This is a genomic window from Streptomyces sp. HUAS 31, from assembly GCF_028198125.1.
In the GTDB taxonomy this organism is placed as follows: Bacteria; Actinomycetota; Actinomycetes; order Streptomycetales; family Streptomycetaceae; genus Streptomyces; species Streptomyces chartreusis.
The window spans coordinates 6,712,726-6,732,698 of record NZ_CP116353.1; the positions used below are offsets into that span (position 1 = coordinate 6,712,726).

Consider the following 19,973-nt stretch of genomic DNA (forward strand, 5'->3'; position numbering starts at 1 on the left):
GGGGGTCGCCCCCCGGGAAAGCACAGTTTCGCCCGAAGCATGATCAGCAAGGGCTGAGCCCGAACACCCGCTCAAGTTCAAGGAGTTACGGATCTCATGGACGCTGTGACCCAGGTCCCCACCCCCGTCAACGAGCCGGTGCACGGCTACGCCCCCGGCTCGCCCGAGCGCGCCCGGCTGGAGGCCAAGCTCAAGGAGCTGGCCGAGAACCCGATCGACCTGCCGATGACCATCGGCGGCGAGAAGCGGTTCGGCGCCGGCGAGCGCGTCGACGTGGTGCAGCCGCACAACCACAAGGCCCGCATCGGCACCTACGGCAACGCCACCCAGCAGGACGCCCAGGACGCCATCGACGCGGCCCTGGCCGCCGCGCCGGCCTGGCGCGCGATGTCCTTCGACGACCGCGCCGCGATCATCCTGCGCGCCGCCGAGCTGCTCGCCGGCCCCTGGCGCGAGACGCTGGCCGCCTCCACCATGCTGGGCCAGTCCAAGACCGCCCAGCAGGCCGAGATCGACACCCCCTGCGAGCTCGTCGACTTCTGGCGCTTCAACGTCAAGTACGCCCGTGACCTGCTCGCCGAGCAGCCCCCGGCGAACTCTCCGGGCGTCTGGAACCGGCTCGACCACCGCCCGCTCGAGGGCTTCGTCTACGCGATCACGCCGTTCAACTTCACGGCCATCGCGGGCAACCTGCCGACCGCCCCGGCTCTCATGGGCAACGTCGTCGTCTGGAAGCCGTCCCCGACGCAGACCCACGCCGCCGTGCTGCTGATGCAGCTCCTGGAGGAGGCCGGGCTGCCCAAGGGCGTCATCAACCTCGTCACCGGCGATGGCATCGAGGTCTCCAAGGTCGCCCTTGAGCACCGCGACCTCGCCGGCATCCACTTCACCGGCTCGACCAAGACCTTCCAGTACCTGTGGAAGACGGTCGGCAACAACATCGAGAAGTACCGCTCCTACCCGCGCATCGTCGGCGAGACCGGCGGCAAGGACTTCGTCGTCGCCCACCCGAGCGCCGACAAGGCGGTCCTGAAGACGGCCCTGACCCGCGGTGCCTTCGAGTACCAGGGCCAGAAGTGCTCGGCGACCTCCCGCGCGTACATCCCGGCGTCGATCTGGAACTCCGGCTTCAAGGAGGAGTTCGCGGCCGAGGTCGACTACATCACCATGGGTGACGTCACCGACCTGTCCAACTTCGTCGGCGCCGTCATCGACGAGCGTGCCTTCGCCAAGAACAAGGCCGCCATCGACCGCGCCAAGCAGGACGACACCTGCACGATCGTCGCGGGCGGCTCCTACGACGACTCGGTCGGCTACTTCGTCCGCCCGACCGTCATCGAGTGCAGCGACCCGGAGAACGAGGTCTTCACGACCGAGTACTTCGGCCCGGTCCTCGCCGTGCACGTCTACGAGGACGACAAGTACGACGAGATGCTGGACCAGATGGAGTCGGTGTCCGCCTACGCGCTGACCGGCTCGGTCATCTCCGCCGACCGCGCCGCCACGGCGCACACCATGGACAAGCTGCGCTACGCGGCCGGCAACTTCTACATCAACGACAAGTCGACCGGCGCCGTCGTCGGCCAGCAGCCCTTCGGCGGCGGCCGTGCCTCCGGCACCAACGACAAGGCCGGCGCCCCGCAGAACCTGATGCGCTGGACGCTGACCCGCGCCATCAAGGAGACGCTGGTCGCGCCGACCGACTACGCGTACCCGCACATGGGCTGACGGCAGGGCGGCATGCAAGAGGGGCCGGGCGTCTCGCCCGGCCCCTTCGCTGTGCTCCGGCGCACCGGACGGAGCACTAGCCGGGCATTTCCGTCCGCTCCCACCACTCGTACACGGTGAGGCTGCCCTCGGACGTGTCCGCCCGGCGCGCGGTCGGTCTGAAGTGTTCGTAGCCGTTGCGGAGCTCGATCTTCACGTCCGGCCCCGGGGACGGGGCGGGGACGATCCGGTCGGGCAGGTCGTCCGGGCCGCCCTCCAGGAACACTTTCGCCGTGTCGTTCATGACCTCACCGTTCCCCTCGCCGTGACCGTCTGTCCCGTGCGGCGCGGAGGATCAGCCGAGTGGGCGATCGCCGGCCGCGCGGATACTGGTCGGATGACCGCACCCGTATCCGCCGCCGCGCCCCGCACCGCACATACCGCCGACCTCACCCCGGCCGAACTGCACGCGATCCGCGCCCTGTTGGACGACGCCTTCGACGGCGACTTCTCCGACGAGGACTTCGAGCACGGCCTCGGCGGCATGCACGTCCTCGTGCACGACGACGCCGGACTGCTCGTCGCCCACGGGTCCGTGGTCATGCGGCGGGTGCGGCACCGGGACAGATGGCTGCGGGTCGGATACGTCGAGGCGGTCGCCGTACGGCCGGACGCGCGCCGCACCGGCCTCGGCGGCCGGGTGATGGCCGAGCTGGAGCGGGTGGTCGACCGGGCCTACGACGCGGGGATGCTCTCCGCGAGCGACGAGGGGGCCGCGCTGTACGCCGCCCGGGGCTGGCAGGTGTGGAGCGGGCGGGTCTGCGGGCTCGGGCTCGACGGCGTCGTCCATCTCCCGGACGAGGAGGGCGGCACCTTTGTGCGGACCGCACTCGCCGGGCCGCTGGATCCCGCATTCGAGCTGGTCTTCGACTGGCGGGACGGGGATGTGCTGTGACAGGCCGCCGGTAGAAAGCGCAGGTCAGCGGCGTGTGACCCACTGCACCGTCTCAGATAGTAGGAAGTCCGAGTAATTGTGGAGACAGACGCGCCCTCCTCCCTTAGCTTTGTAGGAGCCGAACGTCTCGCTCGATCAAGCGAATGGCGGTCGTGAGCCGGGCCCCGTGCAGGCAACCCCTGTGGCCCGCTCCCCGCCCCACCCGGCGTCTCGAAACCCCTCTGTGCACTCCCCGATTGTCGAAGGAGTCGATTTCCCATGGCCGAGACGACCGCCCGCCGTCGAGTCCGTCACATCTCCCGTACGAACGAGTCCGACCGCAAGAACGCGGCCGCCGCCCTCCAGCGCGCCCTCGACCGCAGGGACAACGGCGGCAGCACCGGCCACCAGGCCGCCTGACGCCTCGGAGCACCCAAGAGCCGGGAGCCGCACCCGATCGAGGTGCGGCGCGCGGGCTCACGCCCCGCGCCGCACCTCGAACCGGTCGATGCGCTCCCCGGTCTGCGCCAGCGCCGACACCTTCAGTCGCGGCTTCGCGCCGGCCTCCGCCTCCACGCTGAGGAACGAGAAGCCCCGGTAGCGCACCCGCGACCACTGCACGCTCTCCGCCTTGGTGTTCCGTGACTTGGTCCACCTGAACGTGTCGACCGACTCCCGGTCGGCCACGTGCCCCTCGTAGCTCTCCTCGACGCCGGGCGGGAAGCCGTACAGCTCCTTGCCGCCGCCGCCCGCCGTCACGTACACGATGCCGTCGCGCGTCGGGTCCGTCCGCGCGCCGATGGGCACCTGCCTGCCGACCTCGCCGTTCTTGATGGCGTCGGTCCGCTCGTAGACGTGGTTGTGCCCGTTGATCACCAGGTCCACCTGGTGCCGGGCGAACAGGGGCACCCACTCGGCCCGCACGCCCCCGTCGGACGCGTGCGAGGACGTCGAGTAGGCGCAGTGGTGGAAGAAGACGACGATGAAGTCGACGCCCTTCGCCGCCCGCAGTTCACCGAGCCGCTCGTCCAGCCACTTGGTCTGACGGCCGCCCGTGTGCCCCTGGTTGGCGGGGATCTCGTACGACACGTCGTTCGCGTCCAGCGCCACGAAGGCGACGTTGCCGTAGGTGAAGGAGTACACGCCCGGAGCCTTGCGGGCGTCGAAGCCGCTGTCCGGCAGGGACCAGCGGGCCAGCTGACCGCCGTAGCCGTCCGGCGAGTACCAGGCCTCCATGTCGTGGTTGCCCGTCGTCACCATCCACGGCACCGTCCTTGCCACCGACTCGGTCTGCTTGAGGTAACCGTCCCAGTAGCCGGGGTCGTAGGCGTCCGACTCCTCGCCCAGCCCCTTGACGTTGGCGTAGCAGATGTCGCCGGCGTGGAGGTGGAAGGCGGGGTTCTGGCCCAGCAGGAGTTTGTCGTTGGTGGCGGCCGCCTCGCTGACGCCCTGGTCGCCGAAGGCCGTGAAGGTGAAGGTCTCCGGGCTCGCGGGAGCCGTGCGGAACGAGGCGATCGTCGCGCGGTTCCTCGGTGCCGCCGGGTCGAAGCCGTCATGGCCCACGCCGTAGTAGTACGTCGTGCCGGGGCGCAGGGAGTCCAGTGCCGCGTGGACGTAGTACTGCTCCAGCGCCGCGCGGATGCCCCGCAGCTCGGGGGTGTACAGGTCGCGGATCTCGGCGTCGATCCTGCGGCTGAGGTCCTCGGGACGCAGGCCGATCCGGATGAACGGCTTCTTCACCGCGGCCGGCACCTGCCAGGAGATCCGCATCTGCGACTTCGGGTCGGCGCCGAAGGCGAGATGGCGGCCGAAGGGCGTGACGGCGGAGCCCGGCACCCTGGTGGAGACGGACGGGGAGGGCCGCGTGCCCGCGGTGCCCGAGCCCGGCTCCGACCCCGAGCAGCCCGTCAGCAGTCCGCCCGCGACCGCGCCCGCGGTCACCAGCGTGCGGCGCCGGGTCAGCTTGGCGCGCAGGTACTCGTGCTGCTCGGCCATGCTCATGCGGCGGGCCAGCTGCGGAGGGATGCCGAAGTCGGGAAGGTCCATGATGGGAAAGTTCCCAGCGAAGGCCAACGCCCGTCCTACATACGGGTGAACGGCGGTCGAAGCGCAGGAACCTTCGCCCGTCCGGCTGTCCGCATGGCGGACACCGCATGTCATCCCATGGGACGAGGAGTAGGGTGCCGACATGTCTCGCAGCCTCAATCTCGCAGTGATTCCCGGTGACGGCATCGGCCAGGAGGTCGTGACCGAAGGTCTGAAGGTCCTCTCCGCCGTCCTTCCGCAGGATGTGAAGCTGGAGACCAAGGAGTACGACTTCGGTGCCCGGCGCTACCACGCCACCGGTGAGACCCTCACCGACGCCGATGCCGAGGCGCTGAAGCAGCACGACGCCATCCTGCTGGGCGCCATCGGCGACCCGTCGGTCCCCTCCGGCGTCCTGGAGCGCGGCTTCCTGCTCAAGCTCCGCTTCCTCTTCGACCACCACGTCAACCTGCGTCCGTCGAAGCTGCTCCCGGGTGTCGCCACCCCGCTCGCCGGCCAGCCCGAGATCGACTTCGTCGTGGTCCGCGAGGGCACCGAGGGCCCGTACACCGGCAACGGCGGCACCATCCGCAAGGGCACCGAGCACGAGGTCGCAACCGAGGTCTCCGTGAACACGGCCTACGGTGTCGAGCGCGTCGTCCGGGACGCCTTCGCCCGCGCCCAGGCCCGCCCGCGCAAGAAGCTGGCGCTGATCCACAAGAACAACGTGCTGGCCTTCGCCGGTCACCTGTGGACGAACGTCTTCAACAAGGTGGCCGAGGAGTTCCCCGAGGTCACCACCGAGTACATGCACGTCGACGCGGCCACGATCTACCTGGTCACCCAGCCCGAGCGCTTCGACGTCATCGTCACCGACAACCTCTTCGGCGACATCATCACCGACCTCGCCGCGGCCGTCTCCGGCGGCATCGGCGTCGCCGCGAGCGGGAACATCAACCCCAGCGGCGCGTTCCCGTCCATGTTCGAGCCGGTCCACGGCTCGGCCCCGGACATCGCAGGCCAGGGCAAGGCCGACCCGACGGCCACGGTCCTGTCCGTCGCGCTGCTCCTGCGCCACCTCGGCCACGACGCCGAGGCCACCCGCATCGAGGACGCCGTCTCGGCCGACCTCGCGGAGCGCACCGGCAAGCCCGCCCGCAGCACGTCGGAGATCGGCGACGCGCTGGCCGTACGAGTAGCCGGCTGACCCCGCGCCCACTCGAACCCTTTCGAAGCCGCCGGGTCACATCACCCCCGGCGGCTTCCACATGTCCGCCGCCGGGTGGCACCATCGATCCCCGGGTCGCGATTTCTCGCCGATCACGCCGAACAGGCCGATTTCTTCCACGGCTGCCGCTTGCGATAATCGAACGCGGAGCCGCGGAATGAGGGAATGCTCGGACGTCCTAGCACTGGCCACTGGCAGTACTGGCGTGAGCGCGGCCCGCCACAACCTAACCGGTGAAGGACACCTACTCATGACGACGCCCACGATCGAGCTCAAGCCCTCCGCCAGCCCGCTCGCCGCCGCAGAGCGCGAGGCGATACTGGCCAACCCGGGGTTCGGCCGCCACTTCACCGACCACATGGTGACGATCAAGTGGACCGAGGGCCGCGGCTGGCACGACGGCGAGCTCGTGCCGTACGCGCCGCTCTCCCTCGACCCGGCCACCATGGTGCTGCACTACGCGCAGGAGATCTTCGAGGGTCTGAAGGCCTACCGCCAGCCCGACGGGACCGTCGCCTCCTTCCGTCCCGAGAAGAACGCCCGGCGCTTCCAGTCCTCGGCCCGCCGGCTCGGCATGCCGGAGCTGCCCGTCGAGACGTTCATCGAGGCGTGCGACGCGCTGGTCGGGCAGGACGCGGACTGGGTGCCGGCGCACGGCGGTGAGGAGTCCCTCTACCTGCGCCCCTTCATGTTCGCCACCGAGGTCGGCCTGGGCGTGAAGCCGGCCAGCGAGTACCTGTTCATCGTCATCGCCTCACCGGCCGGCGCCTACTTCCCCGGCGGCGTGAAGCCTGTGTCCATCTGGGTCTCCGAGGACCACGTCCGGGCCGTGCCGGGTGGCATGGGCGACGCCAAGACCGGCGGCAACTACGCCGCGTCCCTGCTGGCCCAGGCCGAGGCCGCCGCCGAGGGCTGCGCCCAGGTCTGCTACCTCGACGCGGTGGAGCGCAAGTGGGTCGAGGAGCTCGGCGGCATGAACCTGTACTTCGTGTACGGCGACAAGATCGTCACGCCGTCCCTCACCGGCTCCATCCTGGAGGGCGTCACCCGTGACTCCCTCCTCCAGGTCGCCCGTGACCTCGGCTACGAGGCGGAGGAGGGCCGGGTCTCCGTCGACCAGTGGCAGCGCGACTCCGAGAACGGCACCCTGACCGAGGTCTTCGCCTGCGGCACGGCGGCCGTCATCACCCCGGTCGGCCTCGTCAAGCGCACGGGCGCCGAGTGGCGGCAGGGCGACGGCGAGCCCGGCGAGGTCACCCTCAAGCTCCGCCAGGCCCTCCTCGACATCCAGCGGGGCACTGCCGTGGACCAGCACGGGTGGATGCACAAGCTGGGCTAGTTCTCGGCCGTGACCGTCAGGGCCGCCACCGACTCCGTGTCCGTGGCGGCCCTTTCGCGTGCCGGAGCGGACTCGCCGAGCGTCAGCAGCAGGTACGCCACACCGCCCACCAGCCCCGACAGCAGGAAGCTGCAGTCCACCCCGCCCGTCAGGGACAGCAGCGGACCCTCGTACGACGGCAGGGACACGGCCAGCAGGCCGACCGCCGCGCCCAGCGCCCAGGAGACGGTCGCCGGGATGTTCCAGCCGGAGCGGTACCAGTAGATCCCGCCCCGTGCGCGGCGGTTGAAGACCTGGAGGGCGTCCGCGTCGTACACGCCCCGGCAGCGGGCGAAGCCGATCAGCGTGATGACCGCCCACGGGGTGCCGACGGCCGTCAGCAGCAGCACGAAGGACGTCATCGCGTCCTGCGCGGTCGAGGCGTAGTGGCCGACGAAGACGCAGATCGTGGCGACGACCGCGACCGTGTAGGTGGCGCGGGCGCGGGAGGCGCGCGGCAGGATGGCGTCGAGGTCGAGGCCCATGGAGTAGAGCATCAGGCCCGCGTTGCCGACCGAGCCGGCCGACGCGGCGAGCAGCAGCGGCACCAGGTACCAGGCGGGGGAGGCGTCGACCAGGGGGCCCGCGTAGTCGAGCGCGGCCCGTGCCGCGTACGCCGTGAAGGTGCCGAACAGCTGCGGGACCAGCAGCCCCAGGATCAGGCCCAGCCAGGTCGCGTGCAGCACCCGGCGCGATGTGTGGCGGGCCGGGGAGATGTAGCGGGTGTAGTCGCCGAGCAGGGTGATGAAGGCGATCGGCCCCGACAGTCCGGCCGCTACCGTCGCCAGCAGCCACGTCGGCCAGAACCCGCCCAGCAGATAGCCGCCGGCCTCGGGCAGCGCGTCGGTCGTGAAGTGCGGGGCGTAGGCGATCACGCCGAGGGCCAGCAGGGCCGTCATGCCGACCGCGAGGACGCGGGACATGGCGAGCAGCACCCGGTAGCCGTACACCGCGCCCGCGACGGTCGCCGCGGCCAGCAGCCCGTAGACCACGCCGTACGACACCCCGTTCGCCGGCAGCCCGACCAGCCGGCCGAGCGCGCCCACCATCACATCGCCGCCGATCCACACGGTCAGGGCCGTGTAGCCGAGGGCGAGCAGCAGGCCGACCACCGAGCCGACCAGTCGGCCGCGCACGCCGAACTGGGCGCCGGAGGAGGTGGACAGGTTCGTCGCCGTGCGCAGGGAGATCAGGGCGAGCGGGGCGGTGAGGGCCGTGCCGACCAGCGTGCCGACCACGATCGAGCTCACCGACGCCCACCAGCCCAGGCCGAAGGACGGGGGCAGCCAGCCGAAGACGATCACGCCGAGGCAGAGGTTCGACCCGAGCAGGATCGAGACGAGATCCCGGGGGCCGCTGGTGCGTTCCTCCTCGGGGATGGTGTCGACTCCGCGCTGTTCCATCGGCATGGGTGGCTCCCTCGGTTTGAGTGACGTTCAATCTGAAGTGCCCGAGGTTTGCTGTCAACCTTTCGATCCATGGAATTTCATGTTTAGAGTGATGCTCTAACTTCGAGTCTGGCAAGGAGGTGCCGCGTCGTGAGACTGACCCCCACGGAACGTGACCGGCTGCTGCTCTTCGGAGCCGCCGAACTGGCCCGGGCACGCAGGGCCCGAGGGCTGCGGCTGAACGTCCCGGAGGCGACCGCGCTCATCGCGGACACCGTGTGCGAGGCCGCCCGGGACGGGGCGCGGCTCGCCGAGGCGATCGAGCGCGCCCGCGGTGTGCTCGGGCCGGACGACGTGCTGCCCGGCGTCGCGGACGTCGTCACCGAGGTGCACGTGGAGGCGGTCTTCGACGACGGCTCACGGCTCGCGGTCGTGTCCGACCCTCTCGGCGGCGGACTCGGCCCAGAGGCCCCCGGCGCACTGCTGCCGGGCCCGCAGCACGCCGAACCCGAGGCGGCCGTGCGGCTGACGGTCACCAACACCGCGACCGTGCCCGTCTCCGTCACCTCCCACTTCCACTTCTTCGAGGCCAACCCGCGCCTCGACTTCCCGCGCGAGCGGGCCTACGGCATGCGGCTCGCCGTCCCGGCCGGGTCCTCCGTGCGCTTCGGGCCGGGGGAGAGCGTCGAGGTCGGCCTCGTGCCGATCGGCGGCGAACGCGTCGCCATCGGGTTCGCGGGCCTCGTCGACGGACCGCTGGACGCCCCCGGCGCCCGCGCGGAGGCGCTGCGCCGCGCCGCCGCCTGCGGCTACCTCGGCGTATCGGAAACACCTGATCAGGAGGGCCGGCGATGAGCCGTCCGGGAGGCCACCCCGCCGAGGCGCGCCGCCTCACCCCGCACGAGTACGCGGCCGCGCACGGCCCCCGCGCCGGCGACCGCGTCCGGCTCGGCGACTCCGGGCTGACGATCCGGGTCGAGTCCGACTCGCAGCGCTACGGCGAGGAGTTCCTCGCCGGGTTCGGCAAGACCGCCCGGGACGGCCTGCACCTCAAGGCCGCCGCCGTCCGCGACACCTGTGACGTCGTCATCAGCAACGTCGTGGTCATCGACGCGGTGCTGGGGATCCGCAAGGTCTCCATCGGCATCAGGGAGGGCCGGATCTGCTCGATCGGCCGGGCCGGGAACCCCGACACCCTGGACGGGGTGGACGTCGTCGTCGGCACGGGCACCTCGATCGTGTCCGGCGAGGGGCTCATCGCCACCGCCGGGGCCGTCGACACCCATGTCCATCTGCTGTCGCCGCGCATCATGGAGGCGTCGCTCGCCTCCGGGGTGACCACGATCATCGGCCAGGAGTTCGGGCCGGTGTGGGGCGTCGGCGTCAACTCGCCCTGGGCGCTCAGGCACGCGTTCAACGCCTTCGACGCCTGGCCGGTCAACATCGGCTTCCTCGGGCGGGGTTCGTCCTCGCACGAGGCTCCGCTGATCGAGGCCCTCGCCGAAGGGGGCGCGTCCGGCTTCAAGGTGCACGAGGACATGGGCGCCCACACCCGCGCCCTGGACACGGCACTGCGGGTCGCCGAGGAGCACGACGTCCAAGTCGCCCTGCACAGCGACGGGTTGAACGAATGCCTGTCGGTCGAGGACACCCTGCGTGTCCTTCAGGGCCGCACCATCCACGCCTTCCACATAGAGGGCTGCGGCGGCGGACACGTCCCCAACGTGCTGAAGATGGCCGGGGTCCCGAACGTCATCGGCTCCTCCACCAACCCCACCCTGCCCTTCGGACGGGACGCGGTCGCCGAGCACTACGGCATGATCGTCTCCGTCCACGACCTGAAGACGGACCTGCCCGGCGACGCCGCCATGGCCCGCGACCGCATCCGCTCCGGGACGATGGGCGCCGAGGACGTGCTGCACGACCTGGGCGCGATCGGCATCACCTCCTCCGACGCCCAGGGCATGGGCCGGGCCGGCGAGACCGTCCGCCGCACCTTCGCGATGGCCGGGAAGATGAAGGCCGAGTTCGGCGCACCCGACGAGCACGACAACGAACGCGTCCTGCGCTACATGGCCAAGCTGACCATCAACCCGGCCATCGCCCACGGCCTCGCCCACGAGGTCGGCTCGATCGAGGTCGGCAAGCTGGCGGACATCGTGCTGTGGCGCCCGGAGTTCTTCGGCGCCAAGCCGCAGCTGGTGCTCAAGTCAGGCTTCCCGGCGTACGGCGTGACCGGCGACCCGAACGCCGCCACCGACACCTGCGAACCCCTCGTCCTGGGACCGCAGTTCGGGGCGTACGGCGCCACGCCCGCCGACATCTCCGTGGCCTTCGTGGCGCAGGCCGCCGTCGACCAGGGGCACGACACGATGCCGACCCGGCGCCGCAGGGTCGCCGTGCGCGGCACGCGCGGCATCGGGCCCGCCGACCTGCGCCGCAACTCCCGTACCGGAGCCGTCGACGTCGACCAGCGCACCGGCCTGGTCACCCTCGACGGCGAGCCGCTGCACTCCGAGCCGGCCGAGTCCGTCTCCCTCAACCGCCTCTACTTCCTCTAAGGACCCCGCCATGTCTGCTGCCGCCGACGGCTTCCGTATGCCCGCCGAGTGGACCCCGCACGAGCGCACCTGGATGGCCTGGCCGGGGCCGAACGTGACCTTCGAGGACGCCGAGGAGCTCGCGGCGGCCCGCCTGGCCTGGGCGTCGGTCGCCCGTGCCGTGCGGCGCTTCGAACCCGTGACGGTGGTGTGCGGTCCGGGACAGTCCGAGGAGGCCCGGACGCTGCTCGGCCCGGGTGTGGAGACCGTCGAACGGGACCTCGACGATGCCTGGATGCGCGACATCGGCCCTACGTTCCTCACCGACGGCGCCGGTGAACTGGCCGCCGTCGACTGGACGTTCAACGGCTGGGGCGCCCAGGACTGGGCCAGCTGGGAGCACGACGCGAAGATCGCGGCACACGTCTGCGATCTGGCCGGCTCGACGAGGACGTACGCCTCGAAGCTGGTCAACGAGGGCGGGGCGATCCATGTCGACGGCGAGGGGACGGTCCTGCTCACCGAGACCGTCCAGCTCGGCCCCGAGCGCAACCCGCACTGGACGCGGGAGGAGGTCGAGGCCGAGATCCACGGCATGCTCGGGACCCGCAAGGCGATCTGGCTGCCCCGCGGCCTCACCGGCGACTACCCTCCCTACGGCTTCGGCACCCTCGGCCATGTCGACATCGTCGCCGCCTTCGCCCGGCCCGGCGTGGTCGTGGCCCATGCGCAGCCGGACCCGGCGCACCCCGACCACGAGGTGACCAAGGAGATCGTCGGCCTGCTGAAGTCGCAGACCGACGCGCGCGGCCGCCGCCTGGAGGTCGTGGAGGTCCCCGCGCCGACCGTCCTGGAGGCCGACGGCCACTGGGCCGACTACTCCTACATCAACCACTACCTCTGCAACGGCGGCGTCGTACTGTGCGGCTTCGACGACCCGCGCGACGAGATCGCGGCCGGCATCTTCCGGCGCCTCTTCCCGGAGCGGACGGTGACCCTCGTCGACGCCCGTACGATCTTCGCGGGTGGTGGAGGCATCCACTGCATCACACAGCAGCAGCCGAAGATCTAGGAGCCGCAGATGGCCGGTGGGCGCAGGCAGGCGCCGCCCCGTGACGAGGTCCTCGCCGCCGCCATGGAGATGATCGCCGAGCGCGGTCTGGAGAAGCTCACCATGGCGGCGCTCGGCAGCCACGTCGGCATGAGCAGCGGCCATCTCCTGTACTACTTCCACTCCAAGGACGAGCTGCTGCTGCGCACCCTGGAGTGGAGCGAGGGCCGGCTCGGCACCGAGCGCGGCCGGCTCCTCACCCGGTCCGACTCCGCCCGCGAGCGGCTCGACGCCTACGTCGACCTGTACGTCCCCGTCGGCCATCGCGACCCGCACTGGACCCTGTGGCTGGAGGTCTGGAACCGCTCGCAGAACGCCGACGACGACGCCCGCGCACGCCAGGCCGCGATCGAGGGCGCCTGGCACCGCGACCTGGTGGCGCTGCTCGCCGAAGGGGTGTCGAGGGGCGAGTTCCGGCCGGTCGACCCGGACCGGTTCGCGGCCCGGCTGCGGGCACTCCTCGACGGCTTCTCGATCCACGTCGCCATCGGGCTGCGGGGCACGGACCGAGCGCAGATTTTGCGCCACGTAAGGGAGTTCCTCGACGACAGCCTCCTCGCGGACTCCTGAACCCGCGCCCCGGTTGTACTCAATATGGGGGATTGACCATGTAACGCGCGATGCGTTTGCCTCGTGGGGAGCCTTCGGCGAGGGCCGGGGGAAATCGTCCACGGGGGAACAACCATGCACAGCACCAAGCGAGTCCGCGCGCTCGCCGTCGCCGTAGCCCTGGCCGCCACCACGGCGGCGCTGGCCGGCACACAGGCGAGCGCCGGGCCCCGCGTCCCGACCGTCGAGCGGGTCACCGTCTCGGCGACGGGGGAGCAGGGCAACGGCGACTCCTACGCGCCGGAGTTCAGCGCCGACGGCCGCTTCGCGGCGTTCACGGCGGACGCGTCCAACCTGGTGTCCGGCGACACCAACGAGGTGTCGGACGTCTTCGTGCGCGACCTGCGCACGGGCGCCGTCGAGCGGGTCAGCGTCGCCTCGGACGGCACCCAGGCCGACCAGCGGTCGACCGTGCAGGGCATCAGCGCCGACGGCCGCTACGTCCTGTTCCGCTCCAACGCCAGGAACCTGGTCCACTGGGACACACCGCCCGCGGACGCGGGAGCCGACGACATCTACCTGCACGACCGCCGCACCGGCACCACGAAGCGGATCAGCGTCGCCTTCGACGGGGGTTCCGCCTACGCGGCCGGCGCCGCCATGTCGACGAACGCCCGCTACATCGCCTTCAACGCCAAGGCCGACCGGATGGAGGAGGGCGCCGCCGACCTCTTCGGAGCGGTGTACGTCCTCGACCGCACCACCGGCACGACGAAGCGGATCAGCAACCCGGACCGGCCCACCGACCCGGCGCTCTTCCAGGACGTGAGTGCGGACGGCCGGTACGTCCTCTACACCCAGCTCGTCCCGCGCAGCGCCAACGGGGTCACCTGGGTGCACGACCGGCGCACCGGCGCCGAGGAACGCGTCAACGTCAAGGCCGACGGCTCCCCGGCCCCGCGCTACGCGATGCCCGCCACCCTCTCCGGGGACGGCCGCTCCGTCGCCTTCCAGAACTGGGACGAGGACCTGCTCCCCGGCGGCGGCCCCGACGCGTCCGACATCTACGTCCGCGACCTGCGCACCGACGTCACCCGGCGGATCGACGCCGGCCCCGACGGCGAGAGCACGCCCGACCGCCCCGTGCTCAGCGACGACGGCCGGTACGTGGGCTACGAGGCAACCCCGCGCCTGCCCGACGGCACGCTCGGCCCGGCCAACGTCTACCTCCGCGACCTGCGTACCGGCAGCACGCGCCTGGTCAGCGCGGCCCTCGCCGGCGGGCCCGTGACGGACGCGTCGGTCTGGGTGGAGTCGGTGAGCGCGGGAGCGGAGCGCATCGGAATCAGCACCGCCTCGTCCCAGCTCGTCGCCGGCGACACCAACGGTGCGAGCGACGGCTTCGTCCGCCGGGCGCGATGATCAACGCAGTGCTCGCATCCTGAGACGGACGGTGAGCCCGGGGGCGGTCTGTGCCAGACTGCCCCCGTGCTCTCGTTCGCCATGATTATTGGCAGCAGGCGCGCCGGTCCGCAGTGACCACCACGTACGACCAGGTACGGGTGGACACCGTCGTCCTCGACCCGCGCGCAGACCTCTCGCACCCGCGAGGGGTTTTTCGCTTTTCTGGCCCACCTTCAGCCGGGAGCAGAGCGCGAGGGATCATAGGAGGACGGTGGAGCCGGTCATTCCGGTAAAGACCGCGATCCAACGGGATCCAACAGCAGGAGCCTTGACACCATGACCGCAACCAGCGAGCTCGACGATTCGTTCCACGTCTTCGACACCACCCTGCGCGACGGCGCGCAGCGGGAGGGCATCAACCTCACCGTCGCGGACAAGCTGGCCATCGCACGGCACCTGGACGAGTTCGGTGTGGGCTTCATCGAGGGCGGCTGGCCCGGCGCCAACCCGCGCGACACCGAGTTCTTCGCCCGCGCCCAGCAGGAGATCGACTTCAAGAACGCCCAGCTGGTCGCCTTCGGCGCCACCCGGCGAGCGGGCGGCAAGGCGTCCGAGGACCCGCAGGTCAACGCGCTGCTGGAGTCCGGCGCCCCGGTGATCACCCTGGTCGCGAAGTCGCACGACCGCCACGTCGAGCTGGCCCTGCGAACGACCCTGGACGAGAACCTGGAGATGGTCCGCGACACGGTGTCCTACCTGCGCGCCCAGGGCCGCCGGGTCTTCATCGACTGCGAGCACTTCTTCGACGGCTACCGCGCCAACCCCGAGTACGCGAAAGCCGTCGTCCGTACGGCGTCGGAGGCCGGCGCGGACGTCGTGATCCTCTGCGACACCAACGGCGGCATGCTCCCCGCCCAGATCCAGGCCGTCGTCTCCACCGTCCTCGCCGACACCGGCGCCCGGCTCGGCATCCACACCCAGGACGACACGGGCTGCGCGGTCGCCAACACCCTCGCCGCGGTCGACGCGGGCGCGACCCACGTGCAGTGCACCGCCAACGGCTACGGTGAGCGCGTCGGCAACGCCAACCTCTTCCCGGTCGTGGCGGCCCTGGAGCTCAAGTACGGCAAGAAGGTCCTCCCCGACGGCCGGCTGCGCGAGATGACGAGGATCTCCCACGCCATCGCCGAGGTCGTGAACCTCACCCCCTCCACCCACCAGCCCTACGTCGGCGTCTCCGCCTTCGCGCACAAGGCCGGACTGCACGCCTCCGCGATCAAGGTCGACCCGGACCTCTACCAGCACATCGACCCCGAGCAGGTCGGCAACACCATGCGGATGCTGGTCTCCGACATGGCCGGCCGCGCCTCGATCGAGCTCAAGGGCAAGGAGCTCGGCATCGACCTCGGCGGCGACCGCGAACTGGTCGGCCGGGTGGTCGAGCGCGTGAAGGAGCGCGAGCTCAAGGGCTACACCTACGAGGCGGCCGACGCGAGCTTCGAACTCCTGCTGCGCACCGAGGTCGAGGGCAAGCCGCTCAGCTACTTCCAGGTCGAGTCGTGGCGAGCGATCGTCGAGGACCGCCCCGACGGCAGCCACGCCAACGAGGCCACGGTCAAGCTCTTCGCCAAGGGCGAGCGCATCGTCGCCACGGCCGAGGGCAACGGCCCGGTCAACGCCCTCGACCGCGCGCTCCGAGTGGCCCTCGAAAAGATCTACCCCCAGCTCGCCAAGCTGGACCTCGTCGACTACAAGGTCCGCATCCTGGAGGGCGTGCACGGCACCCAGTCCACGACCCGGGTGCTGATCTCCACGTCCGACGGAGCGGGCGAATGGTCCACGGTGGGCGTGGCCGAAAACGTCATCGCCGCGTCCTGGCAGGCCCTGGAGGACGCCTACACCTACGGCCTGCTGCGCGCAGGCGTGACTCCGGCGGAATAGGGACACACGGACACACGCGTACGGCGGCTGCGGTCCCGCAGCCGCCGACGGCGCAAGGGGACGTGCTACTGAAGACGCCACTTCTGGTTCGCGGCCCCGGTGCAGCTCCAGATCTGCGCGCGGGAACCGTTCGCCGAGGAGTTGCCGGTCACGTCCAGGCACTTGTTCGCGGCACGGTTGACCACGTCCCCGGTGGAGGCGTTGTACGACCACGCTTGCGCACCCGAGCCGTTGCAGTCGTACAGCTGGACCTTCGCCCCGTCCGCGGTCGAGCCGGAAGTGACGTCCAGGCACTTGCCCAGCGCCCGCACCGCCCCGTCCGCCTGCACGGTCCACCGCTGGGCCGTGGAGCCGTTGCAGTCGTAGAGCTGCACAGCCGTCCCGTTGGCGGCCGAACCGCCCGCCACGTCAAGGCACTTGCCCGCGAGACCCACCAGCGCGCCCGACTGCGACGGCCCCTCGGTCTGCGTACCCGCCCAGGTGAAGGTCGCCGACGTCTTGCCCGGCAGCGAGTAAGTCGCGTGCTGTGAACCCCAGTTGATCGTCACCGTCTTGGCGGTCGACGCGTCGTTGTACGCGATCAGCGCCTTCGACCCGTCAGGATTGCGCCATGCCACGTTCGGCACCGACGACGACGCCGTGGACGCGACCCGCTGCGCACCCGGCTTCACGAACTTCGTCAGATGGCCCATCGTGTAGTACTCGACGGTGTAGTCCACCTGTCCGTGCCGAGAGTCCCCGTTGTGCACGGTGATCAGCCCGTCGCAGGTCCCGCAGCCCCCGTTGTGCGGCCCCCGGTTCTGGTCCACCGCGAGCGACCACTTCGTCACCGACTTCGCCCAGTTCCGGGTGTAGTCGATGATGTTCATCATGTCCTCGCGCTGCTGGTTGGCGATCCAGGTGCCACCCGAGTGCTCGGTACCGAAGGCGTCCAGCTGCGGGTACTGGTTGTGCACCTGGGTCTGCTTGGCCACGTCACCGCCGTACCCGTGCCAGGCGATCCCGCCGAAGTTCGGGTGGTTGCGCACCGCCGCGTCGTCGACCGTCTGCGCGGCGTAGGCGTCGTAGGTGTCCCAGTTCCAGTCGTGCGCCAGCACCTTGGTGGACAGCCCGGCCGCCTGGAGCTTGGGCAGCAGCTCGTTCTTGGTGAAGTACGCGAGTCCGCTCGCGTTCCAGCTCATCGACGGATAGCCCGCGCAGCAGGTCGGCTCGTTCTGCGCGCTGACGTATGCGATCGGAACGCCCTGGGCCTGATAGGCCTGCGCGTACTTCACGAAGTACGAGGCGTACGCCCCGTAGTGCTCCGCCTTCAGCCAGCCGCCGTTGAGCTGCCCGTTGTCCTTCATCCAGGCCGGCGCCGTCCACGGCGAGGCCATCACGGTGAGCTGCGGATTGAGCTGACGCGCCTGCTTTGTCAGCGGCACGACGTCCTGGAGGTCGTGTGCGATCGAGAACTCGGACAGGTCCGGATCGGTCTGCCCGGCCGGCACGTCGTCGTAGGTGTAGCCGAAGCGTGCGAGGTCCGAGCCGCCCATGGGGTTGCGCAGGAACGACAGCCCGATGCCCTCCGTCGGGGAGAACAGCTTGCGCATCGTGTCGTCCTTCGTGGCCTGCGACAGCGCACCGCTGCCGTCCATCAGCCAGGCCGCGGTGTCCGTGAAGGACGCGCCGCCGCCGGTGAAGGTCTGATAGCGGGTGTTCTCGTCGACGGTGATGTTCTCGCCGCTGCCGCCGGAGCCCGCCTGGAAGGCGAACGGCGTCTGCTGCTGGAGCCCGCGGACCACATGGCGGCCGCCGGAGTCGTCCGTCGTGGTGAGCCAGGCGGTGACCTGCTCGCCCGCGGCCTGCGCGGGCGTGGCCGCCGAGAAACCGGCGGTGGTGAGGAGCCCGGCGACAAGCAGCCCGAGCGTCCGAGTGGATCTCCTCATGGAGCGCAGCCCTTCTTCAGGTGGGGGTGGTGGGGCATGCGAGGCGTGAGTAAATGACGGCTTCGTGTACGCGTCAAGAGGTCGCGCGTTCATGAGATGAAGGGACAAGGCCATTGATCCGGCCAGGACTCCAGGGCGTACCGGTTCTGACGTGAAGTCTTGACGGCAGACGATGTCCCCAGTTAACTCAAGTCGTGAGGTAAGTCATAGGCGGACCATGAGAGACGAGGGACGTTCCATGCGAAGCACCGCCCAGCTCGTCTCCACCACCTCGCCTTCGCAGAGCCCGCCCATGACCGGCCCGCCCTTTACCGCGTTCACCTCTCGCACGGACGGCGTACCGCGCGGCCTGAGCCGCCGTACGGCACGCGGCGGGATGCCGTGCGGCTGCCGGTCCCGGTGGGTTCCAGCCACCGGGACCGGCGCCTTTGCCCGGGCCATCAGGTAGCGTCGAGAGTATGAGGACTCCGCTCTTCCGGGGCCTCATGCGCTCGCTGATCGTGCCGGCCGCCGCCGCACTCGCGGTGCTCACGGCAGGCGCGCCCGGCGCACATGCGGCCACGGACCTTTCGCAGGTCGCCGAGGCGCTGCGCGACGGTCCCGTGTACGTGGACCCCGCGGCCTCGGACCAGTTGTCGTCGACGGACGCCGAGGCGCTCGCCGACAAGATCGAGGACGCCGACAAACCGGTCTTCGTCGCCGTCCTCCCGGCAGATCAGCCGACGCAGAACCTGCTGCTGAACCTCCGTACGGAGACCGGCATCACCGGCCTGTACGGCGTCCGCGTCGGCGACCGCTTCGACGCGGCTGCCGACGCGTCGGTGATGTCCCGGCAGTCCGTGGACAACCTGGTCGCCTCGGTGCAGTCGGCCGGTGACCCCAAGGCCCAGCTGAACGACTTCGTCGACTCCGCGCTGCGCAACGTGCGCGGCACCGCGCCGGCGAGCTGGAGCGACGGCGGCGGCGCGGGCGTCGACGTCAGCGGTCTGATCGCGGTGGGCGCGGTGGTGCTGGCGGGCGGCGCGGGCGCGTACGCCCTGGTCCGGCGCAACCGCAAGCGCCACGAGGCGGAACAGCGGGCGGCGCTGGAGAAGCTGCGGGTCGTGGTCGACGAGGACATCACCGCGTTCGGCGAGGAACTGGACCGCCTGGACTTCCATCCGGCGGAGCCCGGCGCCGACGACGCGATGCGCGCGGACTACGAGCGGGCCCTGGACTCCTACGACCAGGCGAAACGGCTGATGGACTCCGCCCGCAGACCGGAGGACGTCAAGGCGGTCACCCAGGCCCTGGACGACGGCAGGTTCTCCCTCACCCAGCTGGCCGCCCGCCGGGAGCACCGGCCGCTGCCGGAACGCCGGCCGCCGTGCTTCTTCGATCCGCGGCACGGCCCGTCCGTGGCCGACGAGACCTGGACGCCGCCCGGCGGCACCAGCCGCGAGGTCCCGGTCTGTGCGGCCGACCGCACCCGGCTGTCCGAGGGCCGCGACCCCGTGGTCCGCGAGGTCGACACCGAGCAGGGCCGCCGCCCGTACTGGGAGGCCGGACCCGCCTACGGCCCCTGGGCCGGCGGTTACTTCGGCGGCGGCCTCCTGCCCGGCCTGCTCGTCGGCACCCTGCTCGGCTCCATGATGGCCACCCCGTCCTACGCGGCCGACTACGGCGCGGGCTACGGCTACGGCGGCTACGAGGGCGGCGACGTCTCCGGCGCCGACTTCGACAGCGGAGACTTCGGCGGCTTCGACGGCGGGGGATTCGGGGGCGGGGACTTCGGTGGCGGCGGGGACTTCGGCGGGGGATTCTGAGGCGGCGGCGGACCGGGACCTCTGAGGAGGCGGCG

General features: G+C 70.8%; 16 protein-coding genes. 12 read left to right on the forward strand and 4 right to left on the reverse strand.

What is annotated here, in order from left to right; all coding sequences use genetic code 11:
* The first annotated feature begins 96 nt into the window (after positions 1 to 96).
* Positions 97 to 1,728: an L-glutamate gamma-semialdehyde dehydrogenase gene (gene pruA / locus PGH47_RS30010; protein WP_271665975.1), complete on the forward strand. Its 1,632-nt coding sequence runs from the start codon at positions 97 to 99 to the stop codon at positions 1,726 to 1,728.
* Positions 1,729 to 1,804: 76 nt separating this feature from the next.
* Here the strand turns inward: pruA and PGH47_RS30015 are convergent, their stop codons facing one another.
* Complete coding sequence (locus PGH47_RS30015) at positions 1,805 to 2,011, reverse strand: DUF5988 family protein (protein WP_030950362.1); 207 nt, start codon at positions 2,009 to 2,011, stop codon at positions 1,805 to 1,807.
* 93 nt (positions 2,012 to 2,104) lie between these two features.
* Between PGH47_RS30015 and PGH47_RS30020 the strand changes: the two genes are divergently transcribed.
* On the forward strand, positions 2,105 to 2,662 hold the full coding sequence (locus tag PGH47_RS30020) for a GNAT family N-acetyltransferase (protein ID WP_271665976.1): 558 nt from the start codon (positions 2,105 to 2,107) through the stop codon (positions 2,660 to 2,662).
* Between the two features lie 258 nt (positions 2,663 to 2,920).
* On the forward strand, positions 2,921 to 3,061 hold the full coding sequence (locus tag PGH47_RS30025; protein ID WP_107902504.1) for a hypothetical protein: 141 nt from the start codon (positions 2,921 to 2,923) through the stop codon (positions 3,059 to 3,061).
* 57 nt (positions 3,062 to 3,118) lie between these two features.
* Here the strand turns inward: PGH47_RS30025 and PGH47_RS30030 are convergent, their stop codons facing one another.
* Positions 3,119 to 4,687 (reverse strand): purple acid phosphatase family protein, encoded by a 1,569-nt coding sequence (locus PGH47_RS30030; RefSeq protein WP_271665977.1) that lies wholly within the window; start codon positions 4,685 to 4,687, stop codon positions 3,119 to 3,121.
* Positions 4,688 to 4,829: 142 nt separating this feature from the next.
* On the opposite strand from PGH47_RS30030, the gene PGH47_RS30035 reads away from it, so the two are divergent.
* A complete protein-coding gene (locus tag PGH47_RS30035; RefSeq protein WP_030950365.1) occupies positions 4,830 to 5,873 on the forward strand; it encodes a 3-isopropylmalate dehydrogenase in 1,044 nt (347 codons plus the stop codon).
* A 271-nt stretch (positions 5,874 to 6,144) separates the two neighbouring features.
* Positions 6,145 to 7,233 (forward strand): branched-chain amino acid aminotransferase, encoded by a 1,089-nt coding sequence (locus PGH47_RS30040; protein ID WP_271665978.1) that lies wholly within the window; start codon positions 6,145 to 6,147, stop codon positions 7,231 to 7,233.
* Here PGH47_RS30040 and PGH47_RS30045 read toward each other — a convergent pair.
* Positions 7,230 to 8,681 carry a cytosine permease gene (locus PGH47_RS30045; RefSeq protein WP_271665979.1) on the reverse strand — a complete coding sequence of 484 codons (1,452 nt, stop codon included), beginning with the start codon at positions 8,679 to 8,681 and terminating at the stop codon, positions 7,230 to 7,232. The genes PGH47_RS30040 and PGH47_RS30045 overlap by 4 nt on opposite strands.
* 129 nt (positions 8,682 to 8,810) lie before the next feature.
* On the opposite strand from PGH47_RS30045, the gene ureA reads away from it, so the two are divergent.
* The 6 genes from ureA (at position 8,811) to cimA (ending at position 16,205) form a co-directional block, all read left to right on the forward strand.
* On the forward strand, positions 8,811 to 9,515 hold the full coding sequence (ureA, locus tag PGH47_RS30050; protein ID WP_271665980.1) for an urease subunit gamma: 705 nt from the start codon (positions 8,811 to 8,813) through the stop codon (positions 9,513 to 9,515).
* A complete protein-coding gene (locus PGH47_RS30055; RefSeq protein ID WP_271665981.1) occupies positions 9,512 to 11,221 on the forward strand; it encodes an urease subunit alpha in 1,710 nt (569 codons plus the stop codon). Before ureA ends, PGH47_RS30055 begins: the two co-directional genes overlap by 4 nt.
* A 10-nt stretch (positions 11,222 to 11,231) precedes the next feature.
* Positions 11,232 to 12,272, forward strand: a complete 1,041-nt coding sequence (locus PGH47_RS30060) for an agmatine deiminase family protein (RefSeq protein WP_271665982.1) — start codon at positions 11,232 to 11,234, stop codon at positions 12,270 to 12,272.
* 9 nt (positions 12,273 to 12,281) lie between these two features.
* The gene (locus PGH47_RS30065; protein ID WP_271665983.1) at positions 12,282 to 12,881 is read left to right on the forward strand and encodes a TetR/AcrR family transcriptional regulator; all 600 of its coding nucleotides are present in this window, start codon (positions 12,282 to 12,284) and stop codon (positions 12,879 to 12,881) included.
* A 114-nt stretch (positions 12,882 to 12,995) separates the two neighbouring features.
* A complete protein-coding gene (locus PGH47_RS30070; protein ID WP_271665984.1) occupies positions 12,996 to 14,282 on the forward strand; it encodes a TolB family protein in 1,287 nt (428 codons plus the stop codon).
* A 318-nt stretch (positions 14,283 to 14,600) separates the two neighbouring features.
* Positions 14,601 to 16,205, forward strand: coding sequence for a citramalate synthase (cimA, locus tag PGH47_RS30075; RefSeq protein WP_271665985.1), 1,605 nt, complete (start codon positions 14,601 to 14,603; stop codon positions 16,203 to 16,205).
* Between the two features lie 65 nt (positions 16,206 to 16,270).
* Here the strand turns inward: cimA and PGH47_RS30080 are convergent, their stop codons facing one another.
* Positions 16,271 to 18,133: a lectin gene (locus PGH47_RS30080; protein WP_271665986.1), complete on the reverse strand. Its 1,863-nt coding sequence runs from the start codon at positions 18,131 to 18,133 to the stop codon at positions 16,271 to 16,273.
* A gap of 458 nt (positions 18,134 to 18,591) precedes the next feature.
* On the opposite strand from PGH47_RS30080, the gene PGH47_RS30085 reads away from it, so the two are divergent.
* Positions 18,592 to 19,938, forward strand: coding sequence for a hypothetical protein (locus PGH47_RS30085; protein WP_271665987.1), 1,347 nt, complete (start codon positions 18,592 to 18,594; stop codon positions 19,936 to 19,938).
* The last annotated feature ends 35 nt before the right edge of the window (positions 19,939 to 19,973 follow it).